Source organism: Haloarcula pelagica (genome assembly GCF_030127105.1).
Lineage (GTDB): Archaea > Halobacteriota > Halobacteria > Halobacteriales > Haloarculaceae > Haloarcula > Haloarcula pelagica.
The window spans coordinates 2893181-2918797 of sequence record NZ_CP126161.1 but is presented as its reverse complement, the minus strand read 5'-3'; the positions used below and the strand labels follow the sequence as shown (position 1 = coordinate 2918797).

Annotated in this window: 28 protein-coding genes and 1 tRNA gene; 12 read left to right on the top strand and 17 right to left on the bottom strand. The window is 66.2% G+C overall.

The features are described from left to right. Positions 1 to 48 precede the first annotated feature (48 nt). Complete coding sequence (locus P1L40_RS15445; RefSeq protein ID WP_284008309.1) at positions 49 to 357, top strand: hypothetical protein; 309 nt, start codon at positions 49 to 51, stop codon at positions 355 to 357. Between the two features lies 1 nt (position 358). Here P1L40_RS15445 and P1L40_RS15440 read toward each other — a convergent pair whose 3' ends face one another. Further along, positions 359 to 607, bottom strand: coding sequence for a hypothetical protein (locus P1L40_RS15440; RefSeq protein WP_284008307.1), 249 nt, complete (start codon positions 605 to 607; stop codon positions 359 to 361). Positions 608 to 769: 162 nt separating this feature from the next. Here P1L40_RS15440 and purL point away from each other — a divergent pair, with 162 nt between their 5' ends. Further along, on the top strand, positions 770 to 2935 hold the full coding sequence (purL, locus tag P1L40_RS15435) for a phosphoribosylformylglycinamidine synthase subunit PurL (protein ID WP_284008305.1): 2166 nt from the start codon (positions 770 to 772) through the stop codon (positions 2933 to 2935). Positions 2936 to 2974: 39 nt separating this feature from the next. Then, complete coding sequence (locus P1L40_RS15430) at positions 2975 to 4180, top strand: NAD(P)/FAD-dependent oxidoreductase (protein WP_284008304.1); 1206 nt, start codon at positions 2975 to 2977, stop codon at positions 4178 to 4180. 13 nt (positions 4181 to 4193) lie between these two features. On the opposite strand, the gene P1L40_RS15425 is transcribed toward P1L40_RS15430, so the two are convergent. Continuing rightward, a complete protein-coding gene (locus tag P1L40_RS15425) occupies positions 4194 to 4385 on the bottom strand; it encodes a DUF7550 family protein (RefSeq protein WP_284008303.1) in 192 nt (63 codons plus the stop codon). Between the two features lie 162 nt (positions 4386 to 4547). On the opposite strand from P1L40_RS15425, the gene P1L40_RS15420 reads away from it, so the two are divergent. The 3 genes from P1L40_RS15420 to P1L40_RS15410 all read left to right on the top strand — a co-directional run bounded on the left by P1L40_RS15420 (position 4548) and on the right by P1L40_RS15410 (position 7375). Beyond that, a complete protein-coding gene (locus P1L40_RS15420) occupies positions 4548 to 5552 on the top strand; it encodes a LamG-like jellyroll fold domain-containing protein (RefSeq protein ID WP_284008301.1) in 1005 nt (334 codons plus the stop codon). A gap of 57 nt (positions 5553 to 5609) precedes the next feature. Next, complete coding sequence (gene hisF, locus P1L40_RS15415) at positions 5610 to 6425, top strand: imidazole glycerol phosphate synthase subunit HisF (RefSeq protein WP_284008300.1); 816 nt, start codon at positions 5610 to 5612, stop codon at positions 6423 to 6425. Positions 6426 to 6511: 86 nt separating this feature from the next. Continuing rightward, a complete protein-coding gene (locus tag P1L40_RS15410) occupies positions 6512 to 7375 on the top strand; it encodes a hypothetical protein (protein WP_284008298.1) in 864 nt (287 codons plus the stop codon). A gap of 20 nt (positions 7376 to 7395) precedes the next feature. On the opposite strand, the gene P1L40_RS15405 is transcribed toward P1L40_RS15410, so the two are convergent. The 3 genes from P1L40_RS15405 to P1L40_RS15395 are packed head-to-tail and all read right to left on the bottom strand — an operon-like array spanning position 7396 to position 9390. Then, entirely contained in the window at positions 7396 to 7677 is a 282-nt protein-coding gene (locus P1L40_RS15405; protein ID WP_284008297.1) for a DNA-directed RNA polymerase subunit L, read from the bottom strand. 46 nt (positions 7678 to 7723) lie between these two features. Then, positions 7724 to 8014 carry a C2H2-type zinc finger protein gene (locus P1L40_RS15400; RefSeq protein WP_284008296.1) on the bottom strand — a complete coding sequence of 97 codons (291 nt, stop codon included), beginning with the start codon at positions 8012 to 8014 and terminating at the stop codon, positions 7724 to 7726. Then, positions 8011 to 9390: a hypothetical protein gene (locus P1L40_RS15395; RefSeq protein WP_284008294.1), complete on the bottom strand. Its 1380-nt coding sequence runs from the start codon at positions 9388 to 9390 to the stop codon at positions 8011 to 8013. The genes P1L40_RS15400 and P1L40_RS15395 overlap by 4 nt, the downstream gene beginning before the upstream one ends. Before the next feature lie 91 nt (positions 9391 to 9481). On the opposite strand from P1L40_RS15395, the gene P1L40_RS15390 reads away from it, so the two are divergent. From P1L40_RS15390 to P1L40_RS15370, 5 genes are all read left to right on the top strand, one after another. Then, positions 9482 to 10351: a cytochrome c oxidase subunit 3 gene (locus P1L40_RS15390; protein WP_284008292.1), complete on the top strand. Its 870-nt coding sequence runs from the start codon at positions 9482 to 9484 to the stop codon at positions 10349 to 10351. A gap of 31 nt (positions 10352 to 10382) precedes the next feature. Continuing rightward, on the top strand, positions 10383 to 10625 hold the full coding sequence (locus tag P1L40_RS15385; protein WP_284008290.1) for a DUF7385 family protein: 243 nt from the start codon (positions 10383 to 10385) through the stop codon (positions 10623 to 10625). Positions 10626 to 10671: 46 nt separating this feature from the next. Further along, on the top strand, positions 10672 to 11007 hold the full coding sequence (locus tag P1L40_RS15380; RefSeq protein ID WP_284008289.1) for a DUF7344 domain-containing protein: 336 nt from the start codon (positions 10672 to 10674) through the stop codon (positions 11005 to 11007). A 43-nt stretch (positions 11008 to 11050) separates the two neighbouring features. Beyond that, positions 11051 to 11533, top strand: coding sequence for a hypothetical protein (locus tag P1L40_RS15375; RefSeq protein ID WP_284008287.1), 483 nt, complete (start codon positions 11051 to 11053; stop codon positions 11531 to 11533). A 98-nt stretch (positions 11534 to 11631) separates the two neighbouring features. Then, positions 11632 to 11961, top strand: a complete 330-nt coding sequence (locus P1L40_RS15370; protein WP_284008285.1) for a hypothetical protein — start codon at positions 11632 to 11634, stop codon at positions 11959 to 11961. A gap of 115 nt (positions 11962 to 12076) precedes the next feature. On the opposite strand, the gene P1L40_RS15365 is transcribed toward P1L40_RS15370, so the two are convergent. The 10 genes from P1L40_RS15365 to P1L40_RS15320 form a co-directional block, all read right to left on the bottom strand. After that, a tRNA-Thr gene (locus P1L40_RS15365) sits at positions 12077 to 12150 on the bottom strand. 82 nt (positions 12151 to 12232) lie between these two features. After that, a complete protein-coding gene (locus P1L40_RS15360) occupies positions 12233 to 12646 on the bottom strand; it encodes a universal stress protein (RefSeq protein WP_284008283.1) in 414 nt (137 codons plus the stop codon). Between the two features lies 1 nt (position 12647). Further along, positions 12648 to 13391, bottom strand: coding sequence for an ABC transporter ATP-binding protein (locus P1L40_RS15355; RefSeq protein ID WP_284008281.1), 744 nt, complete (start codon positions 13389 to 13391; stop codon positions 12648 to 12650). Position 13392: 1 nt separating this feature from the next. Next, positions 13393 to 14178, bottom strand: a complete 786-nt coding sequence (locus P1L40_RS15350; protein WP_284008280.1) for an ABC transporter ATP-binding protein — start codon at positions 14176 to 14178, stop codon at positions 13393 to 13395. Further along, positions 14175 to 15248 (bottom strand): branched-chain amino acid ABC transporter permease, encoded by a 1074-nt coding sequence (locus P1L40_RS15345; protein ID WP_284008279.1) that lies wholly within the window; start codon positions 15246 to 15248, stop codon positions 14175 to 14177. Before P1L40_RS15345 ends, P1L40_RS15350 begins: the two co-directional genes overlap by 4 nt. After that, a complete protein-coding gene (locus tag P1L40_RS15340) occupies positions 15245 to 16132 on the bottom strand; it encodes a branched-chain amino acid ABC transporter permease (protein ID WP_284008277.1) in 888 nt (295 codons plus the stop codon). The genes P1L40_RS15345 and P1L40_RS15340 overlap by 4 nt, the downstream gene beginning before the upstream one ends. Before the next feature lie 4 nt (positions 16133 to 16136). Continuing rightward, the gene (locus P1L40_RS15335) at positions 16137 to 17483 is read right to left on the bottom strand and encodes an amino acid ABC transporter substrate-binding protein (RefSeq protein ID WP_284008275.1); all 1347 of its coding nucleotides are present in this window, start codon (positions 17481 to 17483) and stop codon (positions 16137 to 16139) included. A 128-nt stretch (positions 17484 to 17611) separates the two neighbouring features. Then, positions 17612 to 19159, bottom strand: coding sequence for an SLC13 family permease (locus P1L40_RS15330; RefSeq protein WP_284008274.1), 1548 nt, complete (start codon positions 19157 to 19159; stop codon positions 17612 to 17614). Positions 19160 to 19193: 34 nt separating this feature from the next. Continuing rightward, positions 19194 to 19445, bottom strand: coding sequence for a hypothetical protein (locus P1L40_RS15325; protein WP_284008273.1), 252 nt, complete (start codon positions 19443 to 19445; stop codon positions 19194 to 19196). A gap of 46 nt (positions 19446 to 19491) precedes the next feature. Next, complete coding sequence (locus P1L40_RS15320) at positions 19492 to 20472, bottom strand: class I SAM-dependent methyltransferase (protein ID WP_284008271.1); 981 nt, start codon at positions 20470 to 20472, stop codon at positions 19492 to 19494. Between the two features lie 75 nt (positions 20473 to 20547). Between P1L40_RS15320 and dph5 the strand changes: the two genes are divergently transcribed. Then, positions 20548 to 21330 (top strand): diphthine synthase, encoded by a 783-nt coding sequence (gene dph5 / locus P1L40_RS15315; RefSeq protein ID WP_284008269.1) that lies wholly within the window; start codon positions 20548 to 20550, stop codon positions 21328 to 21330. On the opposite strand, the gene artA is transcribed toward dph5, so the two are convergent. Together artA and P1L40_RS15305 are read right to left on the bottom strand one after the other, a co-directional pair. Then, entirely contained in the window at positions 21327 to 22325 is a 999-nt protein-coding gene (gene artA / locus P1L40_RS15310) for an archaeosortase A (RefSeq protein ID WP_284008267.1), read from the bottom strand. The two genes, dph5 and artA, sit on opposite strands and share 4 nt — an antisense overlap. A gap of 140 nt (positions 22326 to 22465) precedes the next feature. Next, positions 22466 to 25591 (bottom strand): DUF7282 domain-containing protein, encoded by a 3126-nt coding sequence (locus P1L40_RS15305; RefSeq protein WP_284008265.1) that lies wholly within the window; start codon positions 25589 to 25591, stop codon positions 22466 to 22468. Positions 25592 to 25617: the final 26 nt, after the last annotated feature.

Below are 25617 nucleotides of genomic sequence, written 5' to 3'. Positions count from 1 at the left end.
ACACCTTCGCGGTCAGCCCCTTCGACCCGGCGGACGAACCGCTTGACGATGACCGACCGTGACCAGACCGTGCGGGACCTGGCCGAGGATATCGCCGACCACGACGGCGTCCGTGACGCCTGGACGGCAAAGAGCTTCACCGACCGACTGCTCGTCGTCGAGACGGCCCCCGAAGAATCGGTTCCGACCGCCGCCCGGGAACTGTTGACCGCGTACGGCTTCGCCGGCGCCGACGAGGTGTACGATGTCGACGGGGCCACGGACGCGGCCTTCGCCGGCCGGTTCGAGGACTGCCGGCGCTACCGGTTCGTCGACACCGAGAGCCGCGGGCAACACCGCTCGTACGTGGTCGAGTGACTCAGCGAGCGGCGCGGAGACACTCGCGAGCCGTCCGGTCCGCGTCGGCCAGCGAGTCCTGCCCGTGTTCGCGCGCCGAGAGTTCACGGGTCCACAGCGTCCGTTCCAGTTGTGTCACGCCGGCGTCGTCGCCCCGGATCGTCAGCGAGTCCGCCGGGCTGTCGGTTAGTTCGACGCTTGGCGTCCCGTCGACCGCACGCCTGAGTTCGCTGTTCGTCTCGTCGGTGAGGGGATCGATCGTCAGTCGCATGTTCGTACCTGTATCATCATCGTCCGGGAGAGTAGAACGGCGCCCAAACTGGTTAGGTGTGTGGCGCCGGCGGTGGAGGCGACGGCGCCGCGCGAACGTGGGCAGAGCCGCTTCGGGGGCGCATGGAAAGCGATTTAGCCGGCGGGCAGCCACGGAGAGGTAATGAGCCTGTCCGACGCGGACCACGACATCGTGGTCGACGAGATCGGTCGGGAGCCGACACGCGCCGAAGCCGCGCTCTTCGAGAACCTCTGGAGCGAGCACTGCGCGTACCGCTCCTCGCGGCCGCTCCTGTCGGCGTTCGACTCCGAAGGCGACCAGGTCGTCATCGGTCCCGGCGACGACGCTGCCGTCGTCTCCCTGCCGAGCCACGGCGACGGCGACGAGATGTACATCACCATGGGTGTCGAGTCCCATAATCACCCCTCCTACGTCGACCCCTTCGACGGCGCCGCCACCGGCGTGGGCGGCATCGTCCGTGACACCCTCTCGATGGGAGCCTACCCGATCGCCCTTGCTGACTGTCTGTACTTCGGTGACTTCGACCGAGAACACTCTCGCTATCTCTTCGAGGGCGTCGTCGAAGGCATCTCCCACTACGGCAACTGTATCGGCGTCCCCACGGTCACCGGCTCGGTCGCCTTCCACGACGACTACGAGGGGAACCCGCTGGTCAACGTCTCCTGTATCGGCCTGCTGGAACCGGAGCGGACCATCACCGCCGAGGCACAGCAACCGGGCAACAAGCTCGTCCTCGTCGGCAACTCCACCGGGCGGGACGGGCTGGGCGGCGCCTCCTTCGCCAGCGAGGACCTCGCGGAGGACGCCGAGACCGAGGACCGCCCGGCCGTCCAGGTCGGAGACCCTTACACGGAGAAACTGCTCGTCGAGTGCAACGAGGCGCTGCTGGACGAGGAGCTGATCGAGTCCGCCCGGGACCTCGGCGCTGCCGGGCTGGGCGGGGCGTCCTCGGAACTGGTCGCCAAGGGCGGCCTGGGCGCGCGCATCGAACTCGACCGCGTCCACGAGCGCGAACCGAACATGAACGCCATGGAGTACCTGCTGGCCGAGAGCCAGGAGCGGATGGTCTACGAGGTCGAGTCGGGGAACGTCGACCGCGTGGCCGAACTGGCCGACCGGTACGACCTGGGCTGTTCGGTCATCGGCGAACTCACCGAGCCCGGCACGAACTACGTCTGTACCTTCGAGGGCGAGACGGTCGTCGACGTGGCGGCGGAGTTCCTCGGCGACGGCGCGCCGATGAACGACCTCCCGAGCGAGGCCCCGCCCGAGCAGGAGCGGGACCTCCCGACGGTCAACACCGAGGAGGCGTTCCGCCAGCTCGTCGCCAGCCCGAACACCGCCTCCAAACGGTGGGTGTACCGCCAGTACGACCACGAGGTCCAGGTCCGCACGAGCGTCCTGCCGGGCGACGACGCGGCGCTCCTTGCCATCCGCGAGGCCGGCACCGGTCTGGCCTTCTCGGCCGGCGCCGACCCCAACTGGACCGACGCCGCGCCCTACGAGGGCGCCCGGGCCGTCGCCTTAGAGAACGCGACCAACGTCGCTGCGAAGGGCGCGACCCCCCACGCCGCCGTCGACTGTCTGAACGGCGGTAACCCCGAGAAACCCGACGTGTACGGCGGGTTCGAGGGTATCGTCGACGGGCTCGCGGACATGTGTGCCGATCTGGACGTGCCCGTCGTCGGCGGGAACGTCTCGCTGTACAACGATTCGGTCACCGGTCCCATTCCCCCGACGCCGACGCTCGCGCTCGTCGGCGTCAAGGAAGGGTACGACGCTCCGCCGATGGCGCTCTCGGGTGAGGGGACGCTGGTCGTCGTCGGCGACCGCGCCCTCGAAGGCGAGGCCGACCCGCGGCTGGGCGGCTCGGAGTACACCGCCGTCTTCGGCGGCACCGACCGATTCCCCGAACTGCCGGCCGATCCGAGCGGCCTCGTCAGCACTATCGCCGACGTGGCCGACGCCGACCACGTGCTTGCCTCCCACGACGTGAGCCACGGCGGGCTGGCGGTGGCGCTGGCCGAGATGGTCCACGAGGACGCCGGCGCCGACGTGGAGATCGAGACCGTCGAGCGTGGCACGCGCAAACGCCTGCTCTTTGGCGAACAGCCCGGCCGAGTCGTCCTCGAGACGACCGACCCCGCGGCGGTTCGGGAGGCCTTCGACGGGGTCGCCCCGGTGACGGAACTGGGCGAGGCCAACGGCTCGAACCACCTCGACCTGACTGTCAACGACGACCGACTCCAGTACGACGCGAGCGAGATCGCCGACCTCCGGTCGACGATCGAGGACGAACTGGCCTAGCACAGAACGGTTTTCTCCGTCCCGCCCGGACGGGAATCCATGCAGGAGACGTACGACGCGGTCGTCGCCGGCGGCGGCCCCTCCGGCCTCCAGTTCGCGCGCGAACTGACACGGCGCTCGGCGTTCTCGGTCGCGGTACTGGAAGCCCACGACGAACTGTCGGACAACGACAAGTCGACGGGTGGGACCTTCGACCAGGTCGTCGAGGGGTACGACATCCCCGACTCGGTCGTGATGGCCGAGAGTAGCGGCGTGGTCTTCGAGGGACCGAGCACCGCCGAACACCTCGAGATCCCCGGCTACGTGCTGGACTTCCCGAACTTTCTGGAGTTCCTCGGCACGGAGGTCGAGGACGCGGGCGGCGAGGTCCACACCGGCGTCCGAGTCACCGAACCGGTGTACGAACGGGGGAGCATCGCCGGCGTCCGCTGTCGCGCCGACGGGACAGAGCGGACGGTATCGGCCGACCTCGTGGTCGACGCGACCGGCGACTCGGCCGTACTGACCGACCAACTCGGGATGTTCGACCGCGACAGCGCACAGCGGGGCATCGGCAAGGAGTACGAGGCCGTCGGGACGTTCGAACTCGACGAGATGCTGTTCCGGTTCGACCACTTCGACGCCCCGGGCGGGTACGCCTGGGCGTTCCCGGCCGGCGACGGCGTGTTCAAGGTCGGCGTCTGCTGGATCGACGACTTCTACGAGCGCCACAACACCGACGCGGGCCGGCGGATCGACGACTACGTCCGGCGCTGGGCCGACAGCGACGACCGCTGGGAAGTCGACTCGGTCCGGGAGGTTCACGCCGGACAGGTGTACTCGAACAACTCGATCAACACGCGGGCGGTCGACGGCCTGCTCGCGGTCGGCGACGCCGTCTCCAGCATCAACCCGCTCTTTGGCGAGGGGATCCGGCCGGGGATGGAATCCGCCGAGATGGCCGCCGACGTGGCTCTGGCGGCGTTGCGGGCCGGCGACACGTCCCGGTCGGGGCTCGCGCCCTACGAACGGCGGTGGAACGACGAGAAAGGGGGCGCCTGGAAGCTCCAGCGCGCCGTCGGCGAACTCCTCTACGACTTCGCTCCCGTCCAGCAGGATCGGTTCGTCCGCGCTGCCGGCGGGATGTCACCGAGACAGCTCGACCGCCTCCAGCGCTACGAGCTGACGATCCCGGACCTGCTCGAACTGTACCCGTTCCAGTTCTCGGACCTCTGGAAGGCTCCGGCGCTGGCACGGCACATCTGAGCGGCGGCGCGGCTCAGACCAGAACGAACGCGACGCCGAACGTCAACAGGAGCCCGACGAGCGCCACGGCCGCACCGGTCGAGACCTGCGACATCGTGAAGTCGCTCTGTGGCGCCGTCGAGCGCAGCGGCGGTTCCTTCGACGGGAGGTCGACGTGCTGTGGGTCGAACTCCGGACGCTCCTCCTCGTGGTGGTCGTCGGACATACGACAGCGTTCTGCCAGGGGCTACCTGTAGCTGTCGGATTCGGCCGGTCCCATCGTCTTCGGAGAGAGCGTGCGAGCAGGAGGTGTCGCGGTTCGATACCGGGGCGGTCAGTTGTCGATACCGACGGCATCGTTTTGCCGGCGTAGCTCGAACCCGGGCGTATGCGTGGGGAATCCGGTATCGGTTCGGACGAGCGGGGGATGACAGGAGTCGTCGGCAATCTCCTGCTGGTAGCGACGGTCGTGTTCCTCGGGGCAGTGCTGGCGATCGGCTCGTTCGCCTATCTCGACGGGCTGGGCGCGCCGACGGCGAACGCGGAGTTCACCTACGAGCAGACGCCGGCAGGCCTGGAGATGACGCCAGAGGCACTCTCGACGACCGTCGACGTACAGCTCAACGGGAAGCGAGTCACGACGTTCGGCGAGGACGCCGCCGGCCGGACGGTGTTGCTCCCGACGGCACCCGGCGACCGGATCACCGTCGTCTCCCGGGACGGCGAGCAGACCGTGCTGGTCGACAAGGCGATCGACGACCGATCCGAGGTCGGTGACTTCATCGCCTACTACACCTTCGAGTCGACGAGCGGGTCGACGCTCGTCGATCGGTCGGGCAACGGCAACGACGGGACAGTCCGAGGCAACCCCCGATGGACGGGCGACAGCCTGCGCTTCGACGGGAGCGGTGACTTCGTCGAGGTGACGGGACTCAGCGCGCCCATCGATGTCTCGGAGTTCACCGTCGCTGTCGCCTACCGGACCGACACTGGTGCCCGAAAGCAGGAACTCGTCGAGCACATCGACAACGACGGGAGCAACTGGCTGTTCGAACTGAAACAGCGCGGTGACCCGGACGAGTACGATATCGCGTACAGTGTCGACAAAGCCAGCGGCTCACAGAGCGGGCAGTTGCGAGTGGGGCCGTACAGCGAGGGCGAACGACGGGTCGCTGTCGGGACCTACGACGGCAGCGAGTACACCGTATACGTCGACGGCCAGCGCGAGAAGAGCGGATCGTTCTCGTCGAAGATCAGTATGGGCGACCTCTTCGTCGGTCGTGACGCAGAGCGTTCGGGGGATTTCCTCGACGGCGATATATACGAGATCAGGCTCTACTACACGGCCTTCGGCGAGGAGGAAGTCCGGGTCGTCTCGGCCGCGATGGGCTGACCCGATTGCGCCAGCCGAAACGGTCAAACGGCCCTGTGGCGAACCGTCGGGTACCGAATGACACTCACGAAGCGCATCATCCCCTGTATCGACGTAGATGTCGACGAGAACGGGGACGCCGCCGTCTACACCGGTGTCAACTTCGAGGATCTGGAGTACACCGGCGACCCCGTCGAGATGGCCAAAGCCTACAACGAGTCCGGGGCCGACGAGTTCGTCTTCCTGGACATCACCGCCTCCGCCGAGGGCCGCGAGACGATGCTCGAAACCGTCTCGTCGGTCGCCGACGAGGTCTTCATCCCACTGACGGTCGGCGGTGGCATCCGGACCCGGGCGGACATCAAAGAGACGCTGCGGGCCGGCGCCGACAAGGTCTCGATCAACTCCGGCGCCATCGCCGAGCCCTCGCTGATCGAAGAGGGCGCGGCGGCCTTCGGCAGCCAGTGTATCGTCATCTCGCTTGACGCCCGGCGCCGGTTCGACGAGGGCGGGGAACAGTACGCCCAGGTCGACGGGGAGTCCTGCTGGTTCGAGTGTACCGTCAAGGGCGGGCGCGAGGGGACCGGCCTGGACGCCGTCGAGTGGGCCATGGAGGCCGAAGACCGGGGATCGGGAGAGATATTCGTCAACTCCATCGACGCCGACGGCACCAAGGATGGCTACGACATCCCGCTGATGAAGGCCGTCTGTGACAGCGTCTCGACGCCGGTGATCGCCTCCTCGGGCTGTGGCAGCCCCGCCGACATGGAGGAGGTGTTCGTCGAGGCCGGCGCCGACGCCGGGCTGGCGGCCTCGATCTTCCACTTCGGGGAGTACTCCATCGAGGAGACGAAGGAGTACCTCGACAGCAAGGGGATCCCGGTCCGGCTGTAGGCCGAGTAGCCCCGTTTGGGACCGCCAGACGGCTAGCCGCCTCCGGTTCCGCGCAGCCTTTGTAGCTCGGTCGCCTAGCAGGAACGATGAAATGGCGGTGTGAGTGGTGTGGCAAACCCCACGAGGAGAACGATCCGCCCTGTGACAACTGCGGGCACGGGACCTTCGAGAAGGCCGTCCAGCCGATAGGACCCGAACGGACCGACGAGGAGTCGACGCCCGGCGGTTCGGTCTGGGTCTGTCAGGACTGTGGCCGCCAGCACCAGCGCAACTCCCCGCCCTGCCGGCGCTGTGGCGGCGCGAACTTCGAGCGCGAGGCCGTCGCCGACACCGACCCCCTGGACGAGATCGGGACGAGTTGGCGGGATGTCGTCGAACCGAAGTACGTCGTCGGCTACGCCGTCGTGGCGGTGCTCGTCGGCGTCCTCGTCCTCGGCTTTCTGGGGATCGTCCCGCTGCCCGGGTTCGGCGGTGGGGCCGCCGAGGGCCCGCCACCGGCCGTCCCGGCGGCACCCGGGGCGGCCGACAGTGTCGAGGGCCTGGACATCACAGCCGTCGAGGGCGCCTACCTCGACACGCTGAACGACCGTCGAACGGGCGCCGGTGCGGCCGAGTTGACCCGTTCGAGCGCCGTCGACGAAGCCGCCGCGTACTACAACAAGGCGACCGTCGCGGCGCGGTACGGCGACGGCGAGCCCCCGAGCAGGGAGGCGTTCGACCGGTTCCCGCTGGCCTGTGAGCGCCCGACGGTCGTCGGCTATCAGGTCGCGTACGACCGGACGGGGACGCCGCTATCGGGTTTCGAGGACGAGACTGCACTCGGGTCGGCACTGGCCGATAGCTACGTCGAGCGTGGCGCACCGTTCAGAAGCGCCGAGCGCGGAACCTTCGGCGTCGACATCCACGTCGCGCCGGACGGCCGGGTGTTCGTCACGCACGTGCTCTGTTAACAGAGCGTGGACGGCGGGCGTCAGGCTGCTTCGAACGCCTCGGTGAAGGCGTCGGCCTTCTCGACGACCCGGTCGGTCCCGTCTTCGAGCACGTCCAGCGCGTCGACGCCCTCCTCGGACTTGATCGTCAGCACCGGATCGGTCTGGCCACCGGACTGTTCGGGATTCATGTCGTAGGTCGCGGCGGTGACGCCCGCTGTCTCCAGCAGCGCCCCCTTGAGGACGTTCATGAACGTGTGATCCTCGCCGGCGATCTCGATAGAGAGTTCCGTGTCGGACTTGTCGATGACGCGGAGGTCCATATCCACTGGTGGGCCGTTGTGACCCATCAACGTGTCGCTTCCCGCCTCACACCAGCGCGTAGATCATCAGGAGGACGAAGTAGATGGCGACGAGCGCACCCAGTGCGCGCAGTCGGAACTCGCGGATCTCCGTCTCCTCGGCGTCGTGGGCCGCGCGGAACGCGTCGGCCTCCTCGTCGGAGAGGTCGCCCGGATGCGCCCAGCCGTGGTGGATGGCCAGCCACTCCTCGCGGGCGTAGGGCTGCCCGCAGTACGCGCAGGTCACTGGCGTCTCGTCGTCCGGTACGTCGTAGGAGACGGACTGTCCGTCGCTCCGTGTGTGTGTCTCGTCGGTCATAGGTGTGGCAGGGCCACCTCCGGGCGGGAGACGATCCAGAGGCTGATCATCGTGTAGAGGACCATGACGGCGATGAAGGGGTACTGCGAGCGGATGGCCTGGAGCCGGCTCGGAAACAGTTCGTAGGCCGCGGCGTGGGCCACCCAGATCGCGAGCAGGTGGCCGACGACGACCGAGACGATCCCGACCGCGCCGAACCAGGCCGGAAGCTGGTACACCGGCACCGCCGCCGGCGAGGAAAGCGGCGAGACGGCGGCGAGCGCCAGCGCCGGAGCGAGAAACAGGAAGTAACCCAGGTAGTGCGCGAAGTGGTAGCCGACGGCGATCGCGAGCAGCGGCGGCGCGAACCGCACCGCGAGCGCCTCGGTGGCGAGGTACGTGTCGGCGCTCCGGCGGGCGAAGCGAGCAGCGAGTCGGTACGCCCCAAGGAAGAGGCCGAACCCGATGGCGAGGACGACTGGGTAGAGCACGTGGGGCGGGACGCCCGCAGCGACTACCGGTGTCGAGAGGTCCCGCCACAGCGCCGTCGTCACGAACCCGTCGTAGGTCGTCCCCCACAGCAGGGCGACGACGAAGGCGACCTCGTCGGCACCGTCGACGAGTCGGGGCGTCGAGAGGTCCATCGCGGGAAGCCGGAGCCGGAACCCGTCCGTACCACGCGTGATCGGCGCGAACCGACCGTAGTACCGAAACACGCGCTCGACGGGGTCGACGCGCTGGAACCACGTCGTCGGCCCGAAGATGGCTGCGCCGGCCAGCGTGACGGCGCCGTAGGCGGCGACGACCGTCGCCAGCAGCCGTGGCTGGTCGGCGAGCGGGCTCACCACCTCGACCCAGATCAACACCAGCAGGCCGACGACGCTGGGCCAGGCCCCGAACCGCTCGGGGTAGCCGTAGTCGAGCGAGGGCAACAGCATCGCCAGTGTCTTGAACGGGTTCAGCGCGCTCCAGGCGTTGCCCAGGAGATAGGTCACGATGACCAGACCGGCCCACCAGCCGGCCCACACGAGCAAGATCGCGAGGTTCGTCCGCGGCGTCTCCGGGCCGAGAAAGCCGGTCACCAGAACCGCCACCAGACCGCCGAGGCCGAGCAGGCGACCGAGCGTCAGGAGGAGCCGTTCGCCGCCGTCGAAGAGGCCGGCTTCCCACCCGTGGAGCCGTTCGACGAAGGCCCGGTCGGTGACGAACGACGCCAGCAGAAAGGAGGCGCCGACAGCCGCGCCGCCGGTCGAGAGGAACAGCCAGGTCGGGATCGTCAGGGACTCGCGGCCGCCGGCAGCCAGACTCCCCCCGTGTGCGCTCGCGGTGCCGGCCAACGAGAGGGCAGCCAGGACTGTCGTGAGGACGGCGAGTGCCCGGGTCCGGGACACACTCATCACCGGCAGTTGGTGATTGTGCCCCCTATGGGTTCCGACATCGCACGGCGAAGTGGATGGGCTTTTAGTAATCGACTCGTAAAGGCCCAGTATGAGCCTATCCGATGAACAGACGGACGGCGGCCACGGGCACGGGGACCACCACCTCCCGGCGACGGAGGACTGGCCCCGCGGCTTCGGCGAGGCCAGCTGGTGGCCCTTTGTCACGGCGATCGGTGCCGCCGGCATCTACGTCGGCGCGGCGCTGTTCGTCCTCTCGCTCGGCGAGGAACCGCTCATCAGCACGACGATCGGCGCCGCCACGACGGTCGGCAGCGTCGGTCTCTTCCTGGCCGGGATCTACGGCTGGCTGTACCACGCGTTCGTCTCGGACTTCTGGGACCGGGGGACGAACCACCACTCCGGCCGGACGCTGAAGTTCGCGATGCTGTTGTTCCTCGGCTCCGAAGTCGCGACGTTCGGTGCCGGCTTCGTCTACTACTTCATCGTCCGCGGGACCGACGTGTGGGCCTCGACCGCGATTCCCGAGGTGTTCGGTTCGCTGGTCATCGTCAACACCGTCATCCTGCTGATCAGCTCCGGGACACTCCACCTGTCTCACGTCGCGCTCCGGAAGGGGAACCACGAGCGGTTCCTCCAGTGGCTCGCCGTGACGCTCCTGCTGGGCGTGATCTTCATCGGCGGCCAGGTGTACGAGTACTACGAGTTCATCATCCACAAAGGGTTCACCATCACCGGCGGCGCCTACGCCTCGGCGTTCTACGGCCTGACCGGGCTCCACGGCCTGCACGTCACGCTCGGTGCGGTCCTGCTGGGCATCGTCTTCGTCCGTGGCTACTACGGCCAGTACTCCGCCGAACGCCACACCTCCGTCTCGACGGCCTCGATGTACTGGCACTTCGTCGACGTGGTCTGGGTGTTCCTCGTCGTCGTGCTGTACATCGGCGCGAACCTGGTCTAACGCTTTTCTCCTCGCCCGCCGCTTGTCCCGTATGGACCGACTCGACATCAGCGACGGCTTCGATGTCCACGACTACCGCCACGGGCTGAAACTGCTCAAACAGGACCGGGGGACGATGACGCTCGAGAACCGCGAGGGGTTCAGCTGTCCGGCCTGTGGCGACCCCTTCGAACGCCTGTTCGTCAGCGAACGCCGGACCAACACCTTCGGTGACCCCGGACGCCGTTTCTGTCTCGTCCGGACCGACGACGAACTGCTCCTGTTGACACACTGAGCCCGTATCGGAAGGTTCTATACCGCAGCCTCCACTTCCCGCGTGTATGGTCGATCCGGGCGAAGTCGACGAACTGTTCCGCGCACTGGCGGACAGTCGCCGGCGTGTCGCGCTCTCCCGACTCTCGACACACCAGGACCTGACGCTACCGGATCTCGCGGACGAACTCGCGGAGATCGAGCACGGGCGCCCGCTCACCGAGATCGATCCCGAGTCGGTGACCGAACTGTACTTCGACCTCTATCACAGCCACGTCCCCTGTCTGGTCGCGGCCGATCTCGTCGAGTACGACCAGGCACAGGACCACGTGGCGATCACCGACCGCGGCGACGCCGCCCAGTCCGAACTGATCGAGCAGGCCCAAGCGTTGACGACCCACTGATCGGGGTGACAACTGTCTTCTGCCGGCGGACCGAGGATATCCCATGAGCGAAGACGCCCTCGCTGCTGCGGACCTGGCCGACTACTGTCGGACACAGGCACGGTTCCTCTGGGGCCGCGTCGAGACACTCACCGACGAGACCGAGGCGCTGCTTGACGAGATCGCCGACGATCTCACCGACCTCCAGGACAGCGTCGCCGCGCACGAACGCCCCGCCGGCGAGTCCCCCGACACGCCCTCGCCGACGGCCCCCGAGCAGGCCGTCGACGATCTCGAAGCCCGGGAACGTGACATCGAGGAGAAACAGGCCGTCGCGGAGGCCAAACAGGCCCGGCGTGACGCCTTCGACGACCTGGCGACGGCCTACGTCGAACTCGCCGACGACCTCGCCGACACAGCGGACACACGGGCCGCGCTCACCCGCGTCGTCGAGTTCGAGCGCGACCGCGACGCGCCGGCGTACTTCGAGGAGCGCGAGACGCTGCTGGAGACGGTCGCCGGCGCGTCCGACGGCGACAGCGAGTGAGGTCGTCGATCCGGGAGCCGCTGCTCCGTCGTTTTGCCCCACTCCCATCGCGCTCGACAGCCAGGGGTCTATCTCTTCGTAGCCCCTACTCTTGCGTGATGCCCACAGTCATCGAAGAAGTTGACAGCGGCCTGCTGGTTCGCTTCGAGGACAGCCACGGCGTCTTCGAGGCGACCGTCGACGAGGTAGCGGTGACCGACGTGACGCTTCGCTTCTACCGCGACGACGAAAAGATCGGCAGCGTCTACAACGACGACGGCACCGCTCGGACGATGGCCCGACTGACCGTCCCCGGCGACACCGACTTCATCAGTCTCGAAGTGCCGAAGGCGTTCGTTCGGGAGTTGCTGGACACCGCTCAGGAGCAAGGCCGGGTCAGGAATCCGGACGCAGTCGAGGGGTACCGGTTGCGTGTGCTCCGGGAATAGTGTTCAAAGCAGAAAGCCGGTGGCGGGAGTGTGAACCACGGTCGGAGCGAAGCTCCTCCCTGATTCAAATCCCTCCACGCCTCGCTTTCGTTCTCACGTCCGTTCGAACAGAAAGAGCCGGTGGAGGGATTTGAACCCTCGGCCTAATCCTTACGAAGGATTCGCTCTGCCAGTCTGAGCTACACCGGCACACAGGCCGTCTGTGTACACTCTGTGTTGTGCCGATAACCGCAATAAGGATTGCGAATCGGTGCCGGCCCGCGGGAGGTTCTCACGCCTCGCGGGCACCGACGACCGTCACCGGCACGTCGCCTTCCAGCAGTACCTGCTGGGCGACGCTGCCGAAGACGACCTTCCCGGTCGGGGAGCGCTTGCGCGACCCCATGACGATCTGGTCGACGCCGAACTCGGCAGCCAGATCGAGGATGCCGTCAGCCGGCGGTGTCCGCGCCTCGGCGAGTTGGTGGTCGATGTCGTGCTCGTCGAGGTAGTCCTGGACCAGCCGAACCGTCTCCACGCGGTCGACCGACTTGAGGTCGTCGGGCGCCTCGGCCTGCTCGGGCGTCAGCGCGTGCGTGACGATCGCTTCGACCGTGTCGGTGCCGTCGGGCAGTTCCGCGACGAAGGCGGCCTGGCCGCGGGCGCGGTCCGGGTCGTCGTCGACGGGAACGAGTACACGGTACATGTTAGCCCCCGAGGTAGAGCCGGCCGACCTCCTCGTTGTTGAGGAGTTCGGTGCCGGAGCCGGTGAACTTGATCTCGCCGCTGGCAAGGACGAACCCGCGGTCGGCGACGGACAGTCCCTTCTCGGCGTTCTGTTCGACCAGCAGGATCGTCGTCCCGAGGTCGTTGAGCTGTTCGATGCGCTCGAACACGTCGTCGATGAAGCGCGGTTCGAGGCCGATCGAAGGCTCGTCGAGCATCATCAGGTCGGGATCGACCATCAGCGCGCGGGCCAGTTCGAGCAGGCGGCGCTGACCGCCCGAGAGCGTGCCGGCCTTCTGGCCACGGATGTCGCCCAGGATCGGGAACTCGTCGTACAGTTCTTCGGCGCGCTCGGCGGCCTCGTCGTCGTCGTCGAAGACGTACCCGCCCATCAGCATGTTCTCGTGGACGCTCATCCGGGGGAAGACGCTGGCGTCCTGGAGGACGTAGCTCATCCCGCCGGCGAGGTTCTCCTGGGGCGAGCGCCCGGTGATCTCCTGGTCGCGGAAGCTGACCGTCCCCGCCTGGACATCGGCGAAGCCGTAGATGCTCTTCATCAGCGTCGACTTCCCCGACCCGTTCGGGCCGATGAGACAGCCGATCTCTCCCTGTTCGACGCCGATGCTCACGTCGTGCAGGACGGTCGTGTTGCCGTAGCCCGAGGTGACGTTGCGCATCGACAACAGCGTGTCGTCGGTCGTGGTGGATGTGTCTGTGGTCGCCATCTCATTCCCTCCCCAGATACGCGTCGAGGACGCGCTGGTCGTTCTGGATCTGTTCGGGCGTGCCCTCGGCGATGCGCTCGCCGTGGGCCAGCACGTAGATCCGGTCGGCGATCTCCATGACGAAGTCCATGTTGTGTTCGATCAGGAAGATCGTCGCCTCCTCGTCGGTGTTCGCGGTGCGGATGTACTCGATGAGCTTCTCGACCATCGAGGGGTTGATCCCCCCGGCGGGTTCGTCCATCAGCATGATCTCCGGGTCGGACATCAGCGCCATCGCGAACTCGATGAGCTTCTGCTGGCCGAAGCTCAGTCGGCCGGCCCGTACGTCCGCCAGCCCGCCCAGGTCGACGTACTCCAGTAGTTCGTCGGCACGGCCCAGCAGCGAGTCGTCGGGCCGGCGCAGGAGGTTCCCCGCGCCGGCACCGGCCTCTTGAGCCGCGATCAGGAGGTTCTTCCGGACGGTCATGTCCCCGAAGATCCGGGTCTCCTGGAACATCCGTCCGAGTCCCGCCCGGGCGATCTTGTACTCGGGCCAGTCGGTCACGTCTTCTCCCTGGAGGTAGACGCTGCCCTCGTCGGCGTCGAGCGTGCCGGTGATGCAGTTGAACAGCGTCGACTTTCCGGCACCGTTGGGCCCGATGAGTCCGACGATCTCGCCTTCGTCGACCTGGATGTCGACATCGTCGACGGCGGTCAACCCACCGAAACGTTTGGTAACGCCGTCGGTCCGGAGGACGGCACGGTCACCCTGTGGGTCGGTCACCGGCGCGTCGGTGGCCTGGCTCACGGGGAGTCACCTCCCGCGGCCGAGTCGTCCGTGTCGGCGCTGTCGTCGGCGGCAGCCATCCCGCCGTGTTTGTAGTACTCCATCTGGCTGGCGTACTCCCGTAGCGAGCCCACCAGCCCCTTCGGGATGACGATCACGGTCACGATGACCGCAAGGCCCAACAGGACGAGTTGCCAGCCCACGGCGTAGGTCTCGACGACCTCGATGACCGTATGCAGGCCGAAGGCACCGATGATCGGACCGGCGACGGTCCCGGATCCGCCCAGCAACGCCATCGCGATCAGTTCCACGTTCCAGGCGCCGTTGTAGGCGGTCTGTGGGTCGATGAACGTGTTGAACAGACTGTAGGCGCCGCCGGCGAAGCCGGTGAACATCGCCGCCAGCATCCACGCGGCGGTCTTGTAGTAGGTCGTGTTGAATCCCATGGCGGTGGCCTTGCCCTCGTCGTCCCGGATGGCGTTGAGCACGAACCCGAACCGGGTGCCCGAGAGGTAGTAGATCACCGCCGCTTCGGCGACCAGGACGCCCAGGAACAGGTAGTAGAACTCCGTCCCCGAAGGCGTCTCCAGCAGGATCTTTCCGCTTGCGCCGCCGGTGATGTCGAGATTCCGGGAGACCTGCTGGGCCGCGAGCAACACTCCGAGCGTCGCGATCGCGAAGTAGTGGCCCCGTAGCCGCAGGACGATGATCCCGATGACCAGGGCGAAGGCGGTCGCGACCAGGCCGGCGACGACGAACGCCGCCGGGAACGCGACCGCGAAGTCCTTGACCAGGATCGCCGTCGTGTACGCGCCGATCCCGAAGAAGGCCATGTTCCCGAAACTCGGGTAGCCGGTCTGCCCGCCGACGATGTCCCACGACAGCGCCAGGATCGCAAAGAGGTACATCTCCGAGAGGACGGTCATGTAGTACCCCGACTGGAGGCCAAGGACAGGCGGGAGCGCACCGAAGACCGCACCGGCAAGGATGAGCTTCCAGCCGTGGGCGTCACAGATCCGGAACAGCCGGTCGATCTGGTCGGGCGGGAAGACCGACCTGAGGAGTCCGGAGTCGTCGGTCTCGGTGCTCATTCGTTCACCCCCTCACCGAACAGGCCCTTGGGTTTGACCACGAGCAGGACGATCAGCAGCGAGAAACTGACCGCGAGCGTCCACTGTGAGGAGACGAACCCGGCGACCAGTTCCTCGACCGACCCGAGCAGGAGGCCGCCGACGAGCGCGCCGGGGATCGAACCCACGCCGCCGAAGACGACGATGACGAAGCTCTTGAGCGTGTAGATCAGTCCCATCTGTGGCTGGATGTTGAGGATGACCGCGATGAACGAACCCACGCCGCCGGCGATCGCCGACGAGAGCCCGAAGGTCATCGCCCGGGTGTGTTCCACGTCGATACCCACGAGGGCAGCTGCCTCGGGGTTCTGTGCGACCGCGCGGATCGCCCGTCCGGTCCGGGTCTGTTTCAGGAAGACGAACAACAGTGCGGTCAGGACCAGTGCCCCGACGAACGCGACGAGTTTCATCTTCGGAACGACGACGCCCGCGACCGTCAGCGACGGGTCGGCGAAGGCGACCCGGATCGACCGTGGATTGGCCGACCAGGCCTGCAGGGCCAGTTGCTGGATGGCGATACTCGCCCCGAAGGTCACGAGCAGCGTCAGGAAGATGTCCGTCCCGATGACCCGTGAGACGAGCGTCCGCTGGAGCGCGTAGCCGACGACGAACAGCACGCCGATAGCGACCGGGACGGTCGCCAGGAACAGCAGCGGCGACCCCTCCGCGTTGCCCGTCACTAACGACAGCACCCAGTAGGACGTGTAGCCGCCCAGCATCACCATCTCGCCGTGTGCGAGGTTGATGATGTCGACGACGCCCCAGATGAGTGCGAAGCCGACAGCGACCGCCGCGAACAGCGCTCCGACGAGCAGGCCGTTGACGACGAACTGTGTCGCCGCCATCGTCTTAGCGTTCACTCCAGTCCGGCATCGGGTAGATGGGTTCGGACTGAGCGACGTTGTCGGGGTAGGTGATCTGGAGGCCGGGGTCAGGTTGCCACTGGTAGACCAGCATGTTCTTGTTGATGACACCGGAGTCGTCGAAGGCGACGGTGCCGTACACCGACGAGAAGTCCGAGTTCCGGATCTCGTTGCGCACGGGCGTCGGCGCGACCTCGTCGACGTTCTGGAACGCGTTCATGAACGTCAAGATGACGGCCTCGCCGGCCGCGCTGTGGTAGTCCGGCGTGTACCCGTAGTTCTCCTCGATCGCCGAGACGAAGTCGCCGGTCTGGCCGTACACCGGGTCGTCGAAGTTCGCGTTGACCGCCCACGAGGAGGGACCGTACATGTAGTCGCCGTTAGCGCCGACCTCGTTTTTGAACGAGTCGTTGAGGCTGCCGACGGTCCCCATCGCCGCGTCGACGTTGACGTTCTGGCTCTCCATCTGGTTGGCCAGGATGATGTTGTGCTTCTGGTGGGCACACAACAGCAGGATGTCGGCGTCGTTGTCTCGGACTCGGCCGAGGTTCGTCGAGAGGTCGGAGGTGCTCGACGGGAACGTCTGGTCGACGACCAGTTCGAGGTCGGTCTGCTCGATCTTCTGTCTGGCACCCTCTGCGGTGGACTGGCTGAACGTGCCGTCCTCCGCGAGAATCGCGATGGATTCGGGCGTCTCCTCCTGTGCGAGACACATGTCGATGAACGACCCGGCGTACTTGTTGGCCGTCGGCAGGAGGCCGAAGATCCACTCGTTGCCCTGCGCGAAGATCTCGGGGCTCGCGCCACCGCCCTCGACCATCGGCTTCTGGTTCTGTGCGGCGACCGCACTGGCCGGCAGCGTCACCGTACTGGAGTACGGTCCCAAGAGATAGTCGACATTTTCGCGGTCGATCAGCTCCTGGTAGATCGACTTCGAGGTCGAGGCGTCGGTCCCGTCGTCCCGGAGGATCATCTCCAGTTCGTAGGTGTTGCCGTCACCCGCCTCGACACCGCCGCTCTCGTTGATTCGCTGGATCGTGAGTTCGTAGGCGTCCCGATACAGCTGCCCGAGGTCGGCGTTGTCGCCCGACAGGCTCATCGAACCGCCGAGTGTGAGCACGTTCGACCCGCCGCCGCTCTCGCCTGTCGAACCGCCGTCACCGCTGCCGCCGTCGCCGCTTCCGCCGTCACCACTGCCGCCGTCGCCACTTCCGCCGTCGCCACCACCGCCGCTGCCGCCGTCTCCGGAGCAACCGGAGAGGCCCGTCAGCCCAATCACGCCTGTACTCCCTGCAATCTTGAGGAACTGTCTTCGGTCGTGTTTTCGGGTCATAGCTTCGGTACGTGCGTGTATCAGTGATACACGCCCTATACAGGCCGTTGTGATCCGCATTAATAAACATTGAGGATTATTCCGCAACAAGCAGGTAAAAACAAGAATACTGACAGGAGTTAACTCGGTCACCAAAGAATCGTTGGCCAGATCGTCGCGAAGAAGACGACGACCAGCGCGGTGAGCACGAGCGTCATCAACACGTTCAACACGACACCTGCGCGGATCATGTCCCGCTGCCGGAGGTGTCCGCTGCCGAAGACGATGGCGTTTGGCGGCGTCGCCACGGGCAAAGCGAAGGCGAAACTCGCCGCGATGGCGCCGGTGACGGTGAGGAAGATCGCCGCAGGAACAGGATCGACACCCAGCGTACCCGACAACACACTCCCGACTCCGATGAGTACCGGCGCGACGATCGTCGTCGTCGCCGTGTTCGAGGAGAGTTCGGTCACCAGAACGGTGAAGACCACGACCGCCAGTACCACGAGCACGAGCGGCGCGCCGACGACCGCGTCGAACACCGAGCGGGCGAGCCACTCCGTCGCGTTCGTCTCCGCGAGCGCGTCGGCCAGCGAGATCCCTCCGCCAAAGAGGATGATCGTCCCCCAGTCGATCTCGACGAGGTTCTCCCACTCGTCGGCCCCCGAGAGGACCAGCGCAGGGATGGCGAACAGCCCGACGACGACGAAATAGAGGATCCCGCGGTGGCCGGACAGCCCGAATATCGTCTCGCCCGAGCCGCCAAACAGCGTCACGAACCACGGCTCGGGGACCAGCCCCTGGAACAGCACACCGAGCCCTCCGAGAATCCACAGGCCGGCCGTCGCAGCGAAGATGTACGCCGCGCGGCGGCCGGCCGGCGACAGCGGGCCTTCCTCCTGGAGGTACTGGCCCGCCTGGGCCTGTGCGTCGGTCACGTCGTCGATCTCCGGTGGGTACAGCCAGAACGTCAGCACGTACCAGGTCAGCGGGAGCGTGATCACGACGATCGGGAGTCCGACCGCGAGCCACTGGGCGAACGAGATCTCCACCCCGACCAACTGGTCGAGGAAGGCCACGGCGACGACGTTCGGCGGGGTCCCGATCAGCGTCCCGACACCGCCGACGCTCGCCGCGTAGGCCGTTCCCAGAAGCGTCGCCACACGCATGTTCGAGACGCCGTCCTCGGTCGCTTCCCGGCCGACGACCTCCGCCAGGACACCCAGTGCGACCGGCGTCATCATCGCCGTCGTCGCCGTGTTCGAGACCCACATCGACAGCCCCGCCGTCGCGATCATGATCGCCAGAATGAGCATCCGGGGCGACCGGCCGAGTCGGTTGATGAGATACAGCGCGATCCGGCGGTCGATGTTGTGGGTCTGGAGCGTCTCGGCCAGCATGAACCCCGCGATAAAGAGGAAGATCAGCGGATCGGCAAAGCCCGAGAGTGCGGCCTCCATCTCCCCGTAGACGCCAAAGACCGTCAGCGCGACCGGTATCAACAGCGCCGTCACCGGGAGCGGGAGCGCCGTCGTGACCCACAGCGTCGCCGCCAGCACCATCGTCGCCAGCGCGTACTGTGCGGCCAGGCCGAGCCCCGGCGGCGTCGGCGCACCGGCGACACCTGCCGTCAGCGCGAGCGCGACGGCGAGGGCACCGGCAGTCCGACGCGGTGTCTGGAGGCCACGCCAGGTCATCGCCGTGTCTCCCGGTGGTAGTTCGGTGCCATCGTTAGAAGTGTTCGACCAGGACACAGACCTGTTCGTCGTCCAGTTCGCCTCGATAGAGGGCAAACAGTTCCGCCAGTCGCGCCTCCGAGAGACTCCGTGTGTCGCTTTCCAGCATCGAGATGTGCGCTTGCATGATGTCGTCGACCTCCGACTCGACCTCCCGCTGTCCGAACCCGGCCGCGACACGCAACAACCGCCACGCGGTCGGCGTGATGTCACGTACGTCTACGTCGTCGGCCACGCTCACACCCATCCGTCGGTGTTTGGCACCATCACGCGGGTCATCATAATTGTTCGCCTCACCTCGTCAGGTGAACGTCTAAGACGACGTTGTGCTCGTGTGGCGCGTACGAGCGGACGGTGTGACGCGTCTCGACGCACACGTCGTAGGCCGGTTCCGCTGCCGCCCTGATCGCTCGCTCGCCCGGTCCGTAGGGGTCGTCCTCGTGTTGGATGTCGTAATAGTGCAGCCAGCAGTCGTCGCCGGCCAGCGCGACCGCGGTCTCCAGGAACTCGTCGGCACTGTGGGGGAGGTTCATCACGACCCGGTCCGCCCACCCCTCGTAGTCGCCGGCGACCTCGCGGACATCCCCACAGATAGCGGTCACCCTGTCGGCGACGCCGTTCCGGCGCGCGTTCTCCCGGAGATAGTCGATGGCCGTCTCGTTGATGTCCGTCCCCACACAGACCGCCCCCCGGCGGGCGAACGGGATCACGAACGGGCCGACCCCGGCGAACATGTCGAACGCGTGTTCGCCCGGTCGAACCTTCTCGACGACTCGGTGGCGCTCGGTCGCCAGCCGCGGCGAGAAGTACACCTCGGCCAGATCCAGCAGGAACTCCGACCCGTACTCCCGGTGGAGCACTTCCGTATCGTCGCCGGCCAGGAGGTCCCAGTCTCTGACCCGCTCGGTCCCCTTGATCTTCGACGCGCGGTCGAGGACGGTCGTCACGGGCAGGTCCGATTCGAGAATCGCGTCCGCGAGTTCCCGCGCTCGGTCCGGGTCGTCTTCGTCGACGATGACGGTCTCCCCGATCCGCTCGTAGCTGGGATCGAACGACAACAGGTCCGCCGGCATCGTCTGCCCCTCGCGGACCGGTGCGTCGAACTCGACGACGACGAACTCTTCGGGGACCGCTGCCGGGTCGGTGACCGGGATGTACAGCGACCCGTCGGCGACCGTGATATCGTGGCCGTCGTCGACGAGACCGGCCTCGGCCAGCCGACCGCGAGTGGCCTCGCCGTCCTCGCGTGCGACACGAACGCAGGGAACGCCCATATCTCCTCTCCCCTGCGGTCGGCGGTAAGCCTGACGCTTCGGGCCCTTTATCCACGCCGGTGACCGACTGTGGGTATGCTCACCTTCGTCGGCCTCGGACTCTACGACGAACGATCGGTCACGCTCGCCGGTCGGGATGCGATCGCCGCCGCCGACCGCGTGTTCGCGGAGTTCTACACCAGCCGCCTGGTCGGGACCGACATCGAATCGCTCGAAGCGTTCCACGACACCGACATCGAGGTCCGTGACCGCGCTGGCGTCGAGCAGGACCCCGACCCCGTGCTCGACGCCGCCGAAACCGCGGACGTGGTCTTCCTGACCGCGGGCGATACGATGGTCTCGACGACACACACAGACCTCCGGCTGCGCGCCCACGAGCGCGGGATCGAGACGCGCGTGATCCACGGGACGACCGCCCAGACCGCCGCCGGATCACTGACCGGCCTCCAGAACTACCGTTTCGGAAAGGCCACGACCCTCCCGTTCGAGGGCGCTCACGGCGCCGACGGCGTCCCCGACAGCGTCGTCTCGACCATCGAGGCCAACCTGGCCCGTGACCTGCACACACTCGTGTACTTAGATATCAAGGTCGACGATCCTCACTGGGACGACAGCGACGAGACGTACATGACGGCAGACCACGCCGCCGGCCTCCTGGCCGATCCATTCCCCGAGCAACTCGGTGTCGTCGTCGCGCGTGCCGGGAGTTCGGACCCGACAGTCGTGGCCGACACACTCACGACGCTCTCGGAACGGGACTTCGGCGGTCCGCTGCATCTGCTCGTGCTCCCCGCCGACCTCCACCCGATGGAAGCGGACGCGCTGACGGAACTCGCCGGGCTTCCCGCGGACCGCTAGTCGTCACCGGGGGTCGCGTTCGCGTCCCCGTCGGTCGCGTGAAACGCCGCTTCTAGATCGTACTCGGTCCCGGTCAGCATGAACAGCAGATCCTCGACGAGAACGGTCATCTCCGGGAGTTCACGCACGAGGATCCAGGTGATCCCCACGAGGACGACGACGGACCCGACCTGTGCGAGGATCCGATCCGCGAGGTAGTACGACACCAGCCGCGGGTCCGAGACGCCAAAGAGTGACATGATGGCGCCCTCGAAGACCTGCATCCGCTGGAGGCCAAAGGAGAGGCCGATGAACACGTTCCGGAACAGGTTCAGGACGTAGATGACCGCCGCCGTCGCCGCCAGCGCCCGGAGTTTTCGCCGCCAGGGTGCCGACACCGCCAGGATGGCGCCGGCGAAGATCGAGATGCTCCCGATCCCGGTACAGGCGAGGAGGATGTTGTACGTGATCGGTCCCTCCTCGTGGTCGAACCAGAACGTGCTCTCGTAGGGGTACTGCTTGGTGACGATCTCGATCCCGTTGTGCGAGAAGCCGTCGACGACGACGGGATCGACACCCAGCAGTGACATCAGAAAGGCGGTCTGGTCGGTCACTACCTCGACGAGGAACTGCCGTAGCGGCTCGATCGTGAGGAACGGAACGTAGACGATCCCCATCGCCCCGATCGCCCGTGTCAGTACGAACAGCGAATCACGTCCGTTCCACAGCAGATACCCCGTGTACAGCGAGAGCGGGACCGCGGCGACGCTGCCGATCCCCTCGACGAAGCTCTTCTGTGTCAGGACGAAATGCGGGATCAACACGAACCAGAACGCGCCGAACAGTCCCCAGCCGGTGACCGCCGTGATCCGTGCCCATCGTTCGTCGGTTCGGTGGAGGACGGCACTCCCGAGAAACGCCGCGAGGACGAGCCACATCAGCGGCTCCGAGAGCACGAGCGGATCGAACGACAGTCCACCGAGCGTGACGCGTGACTGCAGGACTGTCGGTATCATTGCGCGTATGTTGGCAAATCCGGCCTATATGCTTTGTCGTTACGCCCGCGTGTGGCTCCAAGACGATACCGAACGGAGCTGTCGCTACCGGATCAGCGCGCGAAAGAAAAGGCGATGTTCAGAGACGGGAGGTGATCCCGTTAGTTGTTACGGCGGACTGCGAGCAGTGCCGCGGCGACCAGCGCGACCAGAGCGATCACAGCGGTGAAGCCGGGACCGTCCTGGGACGTGGTGGTCGGTTCGTCGGTCGGCGTGCTCATGTCCGTGGTCGGCTCCTCGGTCGGCGTCGGCGTCGGCGTTGCCGTCGGCTCGTCCGTCGGCGTCGGCGTCGGCGTCGGCGTCGAGGTGACGACCGTCACGTTCGCTGCGTCGGTCACTGCCGAGCCGTTCTCGGTGTAGGGACCGTCAGCACTCGGGAAGTCGTACTCCTCGTTGCCGTTCGTGTCGAGGTGCGGCATCGCGATCGCCGTGAAGTCCTCTTCCTGGGCGTCCACGGTGATCTCGATGTCCTCGTGGCTACCGGACTCGAGGTAGTCGGAGTTCCCGATGACGCTATCCTCGACTTCGCCGTCGAGGAGCGTGCCATCGTGGATGACGACAAAGCCACCGTCGGACAGCGACGCGCTGTCAACGGTGACGGTCTCGCCGTCGGATTCCTGGTCGCTGATACTGACGGAGGCCACCGGTGCGGCGGAGACCTGTCCGTCAATCTCTTCGCCCAGGTTCTGACCGCTCAGGCGGACCTGTGCGGTGAAGTTCGCGCCGGGCTGCTCCTCGCTGAAGTCAGCCGTGGCCGTGAAGGAACCGTCCGGCTGGACGACAGCGGTCGGCTGCTTCAGGAACGGCGCGCTGGAGTCGTCGCTCCGGATCCGAACGGTGAGTTCGGTGCCGGGGGCGGCGACGGTGGTACCGCTGATGTTCTGGCCCTCAGCGGCGCGGACAACGACATCGTTGTCGTTGTTCAGGCTGGTTTCGTCGTCGCGGTCCTGGACGTTGAACGTCATGTTAACGTCCTGAACCTCGTCGTCGTCGTTGAGCTCAGTGTAGTCCTCGTTGGCAACACTGAAGTTGGCGGTGTACTCGTCGTCGTCCTCGACATCCATGGCGACGAGGCCCTGGCTGTCGATTGCGACGAAGTGCGAGTTGTTCTCCTCGTCGACGAGAACGTGCAGGTCGCCGCTGTTGAGGTCGTCGACGCCGATGTCGTCGTCCTCAACGTTCGCGCCTGGGTTCTCGTCTTCGAGCACGGCCGAGATGTGGCCGGTGTCGGTGTTCTGGAAGTTACCCGTGTGGGCCTGCAGCGCAGCGGCCTCCGAGAGGCCGTCAACTTCCGAGTGGTACTTGAACAGGCCTTCGAGACCGGAGGCCTGAACCTGCAGGACCAGCGTGTCCTGCGTGGCGAGGGTGTCCGACTGGGTCAGCGAGCCGTCCTCGATCAGCTGGTAGACATCGCCGACCTCGTCGTTGTCGAGATCCTCGATGTCACTGAACTCCTCTTCCGGAGCGACCCACGTCTGCAGATCCTCGGTCGAGCGCTCCTGGAGGGAGATCGTCCCGACATCCTGCTCGTTGTCGGCCGTGACATCGTTGTCGTTCTCACCGGTAACGTTCATCTCGTAGTCCGTGGCGTCGAGGAGGTTCTCCCCGACCTCACGGTTGGTGTCGACGAAGTTACCGTTGCGTTCGATCACTTCGAGTTCGTCGTCATCGTCAGCGACGGTGACGACGGCGGGTTCGATCTGGTCCATCGGGACCGCGCCCGCGGAGTAGCTGTTGAACTGGACAGTGACCTGACCGTTGTCGCTGTCGTCCGTCAGGTTCAGCAGCAGGTTGTAGTTGTCGTCGGACTCGTCACCGATGTTCAGCAGCGCGGTGTCGGTGTTCTCGAGGTTGATCGTGACGTTCGCCACGTCACCACTCTCCTCGACGAAGACACCGTCGTCCGCGAAGCTGGCTTCCATGTCACCGGCTTCGACGACTTCGAACTCGTCGCTCTCTGCGGTGACCTGCGTGTTAACGTCCGTTGCTTCGATCGTGTAGTTACCGGTGTCGACTTCACCGAAGTCGACCTCGGCCTCACCATCGGAGTCAACGGTCACGGTCGTCTCTTCCTCCTCGTCTCCAGAGGAGTCGAGCAGGTCGACATCGACCTCGCGGTTGATGTCGTTGGATTCGATCGTCGCGGTCACGTTCTCGTCGTCCTCGAACGTGTCCTCGTCAGCCTCGACCGTGAGGCCGAGGTCTTCGAGCGCCAGCGAGCTGTTGGTACCCGCTGCGTCGTTCTCGATGCGGTAGTCGCCCACATCGCGGTTGTCGGTGTTCCAGACGTAGACCTGGCTGTTCGCTCCCGTACCACGCGTGGTCGAGAAGTCCAGGTCGTCGTCGGTTCGCGTGTTAACGTCGAACTCGTCGCCGACGTTACCCTCGAACGTGACGTTGGAGCCCTGGAAGGCCTCAACGTTGTCGTTCGTGAGCGTGTTGACGGTTTCCGGTGCGAACTTCGCGTCGATCGTGACTTCACCGAGGCTGTTACCGTCACTGTCCTCGTAGCCGGAGACAGTGACTTCCTCGATGCGGTTGTAGACGTTGCCCTGCGTGTCCACGACCACGCGCCCGCCGTCGGGTGCCTGGATCCACGAGTCAGGGACGGAAACGTCCGTGTCGTTGCTGAGGTGGACGGTGACTTCCGGGTTGTCCTCGGTGACGTCCTCGGTGAACGCCAGCTCGAGGATGACGCCTTCCTGCGCGTCCTCGTAGTGAGTCGCCTTACGCAGGTCGGGTGCGCCGGGCTGGGAGTCGCTCGGCGGCGGGCTGGTGCTCGACGAGACGGTGACCGTCGAGGTCGTCGAGTCGGTCGAGGAAGTCGACGAGTCCTGCAGCGTACCGTCGGCGGTGACATCGTAGTCACCGTCGGCGGCACCACTGTCAACTTCGAAGGTGACGGTCGTCTGGACCGAGTCACCGGACGCGATCGTGTTGCCCGTGACTCCGTACAGGACCGTCCCCGAGTTCAGCTGTCCGTCACCGCTCGCGGAAACCACGCTGACTTCCGACGGGGTGTCGAACTCGAGACTGCCTGCAAGGCCGGGGTCAGCCCCGGTGTTTTCGAGTGTGTACGTCACTTCGAACGTATCGCCAGGCTGGAGGGAACCAGCGTTGGTAGAGGCGGAGAGATCTGCCGCGGGAGCCGCAGCTGCGGGCGCGGAGATCGCAACGACTGACAGCACCATCAGGGCTGTCATCGCGACCGCCTGTACCGTCTTCATTGTGTTTGTCATGTGTTGATTTACCT

Coding starts and splice junctions, on each gene's coding strand:
- P1L40_RS15445 (WP_284008309.1), top strand. CDS start 49: ATGACCGACCGTGACCAGACCGTGCGGGACCTGGCCGAGGATATCGCC.
- P1L40_RS15440 (WP_284008307.1), bottom strand. CDS start 607: ATGCGACTGACGATCGATCCCCTCACCGACGAGACGAACAGCGAACTC.
- purL (WP_284008305.1), top strand. CDS start 770: ATGAGCCTGTCCGACGCGGACCACGACATCGTGGTCGACGAGATCGGT.
- P1L40_RS15430 (WP_284008304.1), top strand. CDS start 2,975: ATGCAGGAGACGTACGACGCGGTCGTCGCCGGCGGCGGCCCCTCCGGC.
- P1L40_RS15425 (WP_284008303.1), bottom strand. CDS start 4,385: ATGTCCGACGACCACCACGAGGAGGAGCGTCCGGAGTTCGACCCACAG.
- P1L40_RS15420 (WP_284008301.1), top strand. CDS start 4,548: ATGCGTGGGGAATCCGGTATCGGTTCGGACGAGCGGGGGATGACAGGA.
- hisF (WP_284008300.1), top strand. CDS start 5,610: ATGACACTCACGAAGCGCATCATCCCCTGTATCGACGTAGATGTCGAC.
- P1L40_RS15410 (WP_284008298.1), top strand. CDS start 6,512: ATGAAATGGCGGTGTGAGTGGTGTGGCAAACCCCACGAGGAGAACGAT.
- P1L40_RS15405 (WP_284008297.1), bottom strand. CDS start 7,677: ATGGACCTCCGCGTCATCGACAAGTCCGACACGGAACTCTCTATCGAG.
- P1L40_RS15400 (WP_284008296.1), bottom strand. CDS start 8,014: ATGACCGACGAGACACACACACGGAGCGACGGACAGTCCGTCTCCTAC.
- P1L40_RS15395 (WP_284008294.1), bottom strand. CDS start 9,390: ATGAGTGTGTCCCGGACCCGGGCACTCGCCGTCCTCACGACAGTCCTG.
- P1L40_RS15390 (WP_284008292.1), top strand. CDS start 9,482: ATGAGCCTATCCGATGAACAGACGGACGGCGGCCACGGGCACGGGGAC.
- P1L40_RS15385 (WP_284008290.1), top strand. CDS start 10,383: ATGGACCGACTCGACATCAGCGACGGCTTCGATGTCCACGACTACCGC.
- P1L40_RS15380 (WP_284008289.1), top strand. CDS start 10,672: ATGGTCGATCCGGGCGAAGTCGACGAACTGTTCCGCGCACTGGCGGAC.
- P1L40_RS15375 (WP_284008287.1), top strand. CDS start 11,051: ATGAGCGAAGACGCCCTCGCTGCTGCGGACCTGGCCGACTACTGTCGG.
- P1L40_RS15370 (WP_284008285.1), top strand. CDS start 11,632: ATGCCCACAGTCATCGAAGAAGTTGACAGCGGCCTGCTGGTTCGCTTC.
- P1L40_RS15360 (WP_284008283.1), bottom strand. CDS start 12,646: ATGTACCGTGTACTCGTTCCCGTCGACGACGACCCGGACCGCGCCCGC.
- P1L40_RS15355 (WP_284008281.1), bottom strand. CDS start 13,391: ATGGCGACCACAGACACATCCACCACGACCGACGACACGCTGTTGTCG.
- P1L40_RS15345 (WP_284008279.1), bottom strand. CDS start 15,248: ATGAGCACCGAGACCGACGACTCCGGACTCCTCAGGTCGGTCTTCCCG.
- P1L40_RS15340 (WP_284008277.1), bottom strand. CDS start 16,132: ATGGCGGCGACACAGTTCGTCGTCAACGGCCTGCTCGTCGGAGCGCTG.
- P1L40_RS15335 (WP_284008275.1), bottom strand. CDS start 17,483: ATGACCCGAAAACACGACCGAAGACAGTTCCTCAAGATTGCAGGGAGT.
- P1L40_RS15330 (WP_284008274.1), bottom strand. CDS start 19,159: ATGACCTGGCGTGGCCTCCAGACACCGCGTCGGACTGCCGGTGCCCTC.
- P1L40_RS15325 (WP_284008273.1), bottom strand. CDS start 19,445: ATGGGTGTGAGCGTGGCCGACGACGTAGACGTACGTGACATCACGCCG.
- P1L40_RS15320 (WP_284008271.1), bottom strand. CDS start 20,472: ATGGGCGTTCCCTGCGTTCGTGTCGCACGCGAGGACGGCGAGGCCACT.
- dph5 (WP_284008269.1), top strand. CDS start 20,548: ATGCTCACCTTCGTCGGCCTCGGACTCTACGACGAACGATCGGTCACG.
- artA (WP_284008267.1), bottom strand. CDS start 22,325: ATGATACCGACAGTCCTGCAGTCACGCGTCACGCTCGGTGGACTGTCG.
- P1L40_RS15305 (WP_284008265.1), bottom strand. CDS start 25,591: ATGAAGACGGTACAGGCGGTCGCGATGACAGCCCTGATGGTGCTGTCA.